This window comes from Streptomyces sp. YS-3 (genome assembly GCF_045257485.1).
Taxonomy (GTDB): domain Bacteria; phylum Actinomycetota; class Actinomycetes; order Streptomycetales; family Streptomycetaceae; genus Streptomyces.
On record NZ_JBJHPC010000485.1, the window covers coordinates 1 to 5518 of the forward strand.

A 5518-nucleotide genomic window follows, 5' to 3' on the forward strand; every position below is an offset into this window, starting at 1 on the left:
GTACCGGACCTCCCCGCACCCCCCGCCGCGGAGCACACCGGCGGACCCACCGCCGGCGACCACGTGCTCCGCTATCTGCGCGCCCAGCGCGACGCCCTCGTCGCCCACGACCCCGCCGTCCGCCGCGACCTGCCCGACGCCGTCCACCAGATGCGCGTCGCCTCCCGCCGCCTGCGCAGCGCGCTGAAGTCGTACGGGAAAGTCCTCGACCGGACCGTCACCGACCCGCTCGGCGAGGAGCTGAAATGGCTCGCGGGCGAGCTCGGCGTCGACCGCGACCACGAAGTGCTCACCGCCCGCCTCCAGAGCCGCGTCGCCGCCCTGCCCAGGACCCTCGTCCTCGGACCGGTCCGGGGACGGCTGCGCATCTGGAGCGTGGCCCGCCGCTCCGGCTCGCGCCGCAGGACCGTCGCCGCCCTGGACAGCAGGCGCCACCTCGCCCTGCTCGACGCCCTGGACGCCCTGCTCGCCGCCCCGCCGCTGCGCCCGGCAGCCCACCGGCCCGCCGCGAAGGTGCTGCCCAAGGCGGTGCTCAAGGACTACGAGCGGCTGGCGGCCCGGATCGCGCACGCCCTGGAGCTCGCCCCCGGCGAGCAGCGCGACCGGGCCCTGCACGACGCCCGCAAGGCGGCCAAACGCGCCCGCTACTGCGCCGAGGCCGCCGGGCCCGCGCTCGGCGCCCCCGCGAAGAAGTTCGCCAAGCGGATGAAGGCGGTGCAGAAGGTCCTGGGCGACCACCAGGACAGCGTGGTGGCCCGCGAGGCGCTGCGCGGTCTGGCGGTCCAGGCCCATCTGGCCGGCGAGTCCGCGTTCACCTGGGGACTTCTGTACGGACAGGAGGAGGCGGCCGGCGCAGGCCGCGAGCGCGAGCTGCCCGAAGTCTGGCGCGTAGCCTCCCGGCCGAAGCACCGCGGGCGCCTGCGGGGCTGAGGCGGACAAACGCGGCGGCGGGGGGCGCCCCGCGAGCGGGTTACGCTAGAGAGTCGCCCCCTTGCCAGCTCACGAAAGTTCGTCGAGATGACTGCCGCCGAGTCCGTCTTCCCACAGCTCGAAGCCCTGCTCCCGCATGTGCAGAAGCCGATCCAGTACGTCGGCGGTGAACTCAACTCCACGGTCAAGCCCTGGGAGAGCTGCGACGTGCGCTGGGCGCTCATGTACCCGGACGCCTACGAGGTCGGGCTCCCCAACCAGGGCGTCATGATCCTCTACGAGGTGCTGAACGAGCGCGAGGGCGTCCTGGCCGAGCGCACCTACAGCGTGTGGCCGGACATGGAAGCACTGATGCGCGAGCACAAGGTGCCCCAGTTCACCGTGGACAGCCACCGCCCCGTCGGCGCCTTCGACGTGTTCGGGCTCAGCTTCTCCACCGAGCTCGGCTACACCAACATGCTCACGGCCCTGGACCTGGCGGGCATCCCGCTGGAGGCCAAGGACCGCGGCATCGACGACCCGATCGTCCTCGCGGGCGGCCACGCTGCCTTCAACCCCGAGCCGATCGCGGACTTCATCGACTGCGCCGTCATCGGCGACGGCGAGCAGGCCGTCCTCGACATGACCGCCATCATCCGCGCGTGGAAGGCCGAGGGCCGCCCCGGCGGTCGCGAGGAGGTCCTGTTCCGCCTCGCGAAGACCGGCAACGTGTACGTGCCGGGCTTCTACGACGTGGAGTACCTCCCCGACGGCCGTATCGGCCGTGTCGTGCCCAACAGGTCGGGCGTGCCGTGGCGGGTCAGCAAGCACACCGTCATGGACCTCGACGAGTGGCCCTACCCCAAGCAGCCGCTCGTGCCGCTCGCGGAGACCGTCCACGAGCGCATGTCGGTGGAGATCTTCCGCGGCTGCACCCGCGGCTGCCGCTTCTGCCAGGCCGGCATGATCACGCGCCCCGTGCGGGAGCGAAGCATCACCGGCATCGGCGAGATGGTGGAGAAGGGCCTGAAGGCGACCGGCTTCGAGGAGGTCGGCCTGCTCTCCCTGTCCAGCGCCGACCACACCGAGATCGGTGAGATCGCCAAGGGCCTCGCGGACCGCTACACCGAGGACAAGATCGGCCTCTCGCTGCCCTCCACCCGGGTGGACGCCTTCAACGTCGACCTCGCCAACGAGCTGACCCGCAACGGCCGTCGCTCGGGTCTGACGTTCGCCCCCGAGGGCGGCTCGGAGCGCATGCGCAAGGTCATCAACAAGATGGTCTCCGAAGAGGACCTGATCCGTACGGTCGCCACCGCCTACGGCAACGGCTGGCGCCAGGTGAAGCTGTACTTCATGTGCGGCCTGCCGACCGAGACCGACGAGGACGTGCTCCAGATCGGCGACATGGCGGTCAACGTCATCGCCAAGGGCCGCGAGGTCTCCGGCCAGAACGACATCCGCTGCACGGTCTCCATCGGCGGGTTCGTGCCCAAGCCGCACACCCCCTTCCAGTGGGCGCCGCAGCTCTCCGCCGAGGAGACCGACGCCCGCCTGGAGAAGCTGCGCGACAAGATCCGCGGCGACAAGAAGTACGGCCGCTCGATCGGCTTCCGCTACCACGACGGCAAGCCGGGCATCGTCGAGGGCCTGCTCTCGCGCGGCGACCGCCGCGTCGGCGCGGTGATCCGCGCCGTCTACGAGGACGGCGGACGCTTCGACGGCTGGCGCGAGCACTTCAGCTACGACCGCTGGATGGCCTGCGCCGAGAAGACCCTGCCGTCGTACGGCGTGGACGTCGACTGGTACACCACCCGCGAGCGCACCTACGAGGAAGTCCTGCCCTGGGACCACCTGGACTCCGGCCTCGACAAGGACTGGCTCTGGGAGGACTGGCAGGACGCGCTCGACGAGACCGAGGTCGAGGACTGCCGCTGGACGCCGTGCTTCGACTGCGGGGTGTGCCCGCAGATGGACACGCACATCCAGATCGGCCCCACGGGCAAGAAACTGCTCCCGCTGACCGTCGTCAAGTAACCGCCCGATCACCGGTTGATCACAGCAGGCCCCGCACCGCAACGGTACGGGGCCTGCGGCGCGTCCAGAGGTACATGGAACTCCAGCAGCAGCCACCGAGGCAGCCCGAGGGCTGTCTGACCGTCGCGATCCGCCTCCCGGTACGGATCGTCGTCCTGGTCCTGGTGGTCCCCGTCCGCCTCCTGTGGGACGCGGTCGCGGCGACGGGGCGCGCGGTGTACCGCACGGTGCTGCGGCCGGTGGGGCGGGGGCTGGGGTGGCTGGCCCGCACGCTGATCGTGCTGCCGCTCACGTACACGGCCCAGGGCCTGGCCTGGGCGGTACGGGTGCTGGTGTTCACGCCGCTGGGGTGGCTGTGGCGGTGGCTGGCCGTGCCGCTGTGGCGGTACGCGGTGGCGCTCCCGGCGAGCTGCTTGTACCGGTACGTCCTCACCCCCCTCGGCCACGGCATCGCCTGGCTCGCGGGTGGCGGGTGGGCGGCCCTGGCCTGGCTCGGGCGCGGGATCGGCGCGGTCCTCTCCGCGCTCGCGACCGCCCTCGTACGAGTGGGTTTGTTCTTGTTCGTGATCCCCGTCGGGTGGTTCTGCCGACGGGTGCTGATGCCCGTCGGACGCGCCCTCGCCGTCGTCGCGCGAGAGGTCGGTGCCGCCTTGGGGCACGCCTGGCGGATCGCCGGACACCTTTCGCGGGCCGTCGGACGCGCCCTCGCCGTCGTCGCGCGTGAGATCGGTGCCGCTTTCGGGCACGCCTGGCGGATCGCCGGGCACCTCTCGCGGGCCGTCGGGCGCGCCCTGAAGTGGCTCGGATGGCAGCTGATCGGGCGCCCGGTGCGCTGGGTGTGGCGCACCCTGTGCGCGCCGGTGCTGCACTGGGCGCGCCGCACCCTGTGGGCCCCGGCGGCGCGCGCGGCGGCCGTGGCGGGCCGTGCCGCGCGCGCCGCGCTGAGCGGCGCCGCGCGTACCGCCCGCGAGGCCCTCTCCTCGGTCCGCGCGACCGTGCGGCAGGCCCGCGCGGACGCCTGGCGGGCGCTGGCCGGCGGCCCTCGCCGGGAACCGGAACCGCTTGCGGCGCGTACTCTGGGTAGTACAACTACTGCCTCCGGCGCGGTGCCCGCCCCCGAGATCTCCCTCAGCAAGACGGAGGGATGAGCCGGGCGGCGCGCGGGCCGTGACCGGAGGGCCCCCACAGGACAGGTGGGCGGCGCCCACCGCGCCCGCCCCGCACGAGGAGAAGAACCACTGGGCAAGCGACAGCCCGAAGGCCCGCCGCCCGCACCTGCGGTGCAGCGCATCCGACTGCGCTACACCAAGCGCGGTCGCCTCCGGTTCACCAGCCACCGTGACTTCCAGCGCGCCTTCGAGCGCGCGCTGCGCCGCGCCGAGGTGCCCATGGCCTACTCGGCAGGCTTCACCCCGCACCCCAAGGTGTCGTACGCGAACGCCGCCCCCACCGGTACCGGCTCCGAGGCCGAGTACCTGGAGATCGCGCTCACCGAGCACCGCGACCCGGCGACGCTGCTCACGCTGCTCGACGAGTCGCTGCCCGCCGGGCTCGACATCACCGACGCCGTGGAGGCCCGCACCTCGGGCCTGGCCGACCGGCTGACCGCCTCCGTCTGGGAGCTGCGGCTCGACGGCGTGCCCGTCGAGGACGCCGAGAAGGCCGTCGAGGCCTTCCTCGCGGCCGAGACCGTCGAGGTCCAGCGCCGTACCAAGAACGGCATGCGCACCTTCGACACGCGCGGCGCCGTGGCCGGCCTGGAGGCGCTTTCTCCCCAGGCCGATAGGCCGCTGGACAAGCCCTGTGCGATACTGCGCCTGGTGGTACGGCACCTGACACCTGCCGTGCGACCCGACGACGTCCTGTCCGGTCTCCGAGCTGTGGCCGACCTGGCGCCGCCGGTCCCCGCAGCGGTGACCAGGCTGGCGCAGGGGCTCTTCGACGAGGAGTCCGGCACGGTGACCGACCCGCTCGCGCCCGACCGCGAGGCAGCCCCGGCCGCTCCACCCAAGGCCGCCGGGACCACCTCTGCGACGGCGCCGGGTCCAGCCGCGTAAGGGCAGTCGTTGTAGCGCAGCCCTGGTACTCGGAAGCCACCTGGGTCGGGCCGCGCACTGACCAGAAGACTTTCGCCAGGCCGTGCGTACATCGCGTACGGAACCGGCGAGCCGGACATATCAGCTCCCGTGCGGCGCCCGCGCCCCGGACGGCGGCACCCGCGCACATCACGCGGACGTGCCGCCGGACCGGAACCAGGCGCGGCGCCCGGGAGCGTGACGGGAGCTACGCCCGCATGCTTGAGAACGAGAAGAACGAATCCGGTGTGACCGGAGACGACAACAACAGCCCCAGCGACACGCTGCCGCCGCGCCGCAGGCGCCGCGCGGCGTCGCGGCCCGCCGGTCCGCCGGGAGCCCCGGGCGCCGACACGCCCGAGACGCCCGCCGCGGCCACCGAAGCCCCGGCCGAGACGCCCGCCGCCGCCGAGGAGGCCGCACCGGCCCGTCCGCGTCGCCGTGCCACCCGCAAGGCGACCGCCCCGGCGGGTGCGCCGGCCGAGACGGCCGAGACC

The 5518-nt window shown here is 73.1% G+C and carries 5 protein-coding genes; all 5 read left to right on the top strand.

Annotated features, from left to right (window positions below; genetic code table 11):
- The coding region (locus ACJA3G_RS28780; protein ID WP_406555962.1) for a CHAD domain-containing protein at window positions 1-930 on the top strand (930 nt) is incomplete at its 5' end.
- An 87-nt stretch (window positions 931-1017) separates the two neighbouring features.
- The gene (locus ACJA3G_RS28785; protein WP_406555963.1) at window positions 1018-2946 is read left to right on the top strand and encodes a TIGR03960 family B12-binding radical SAM protein; all 1929 of its coding nucleotides are present in this window, start codon (window positions 1018-1020) and stop codon (window positions 2944-2946) included.
- Between the two features lie 74 nt (window positions 2947-3020).
- Window positions 3021-4094 carry a hypothetical protein gene (locus tag ACJA3G_RS28790; RefSeq protein WP_406555964.1) on the top strand — a complete coding sequence of 358 codons (1074 nt, stop codon included), beginning with the start codon at window positions 3021-3023 and terminating at the stop codon, window positions 4092-4094.
- A gap of 132 nt (window positions 4095-4226) precedes the next feature.
- A complete protein-coding gene (locus ACJA3G_RS28795) occupies window positions 4227-5003 on the top strand; it encodes a TIGR03936 family radical SAM-associated protein (RefSeq protein WP_406555965.1) in 777 nt (258 codons plus the stop codon).
- A gap of 236 nt (window positions 5004-5239) precedes the next feature.
- Window positions 5240-5518: hypothetical protein (locus ACJA3G_RS28800; RefSeq protein WP_406555966.1), on the top strand; the 279-nt coding region annotated here is incomplete at its 3' end.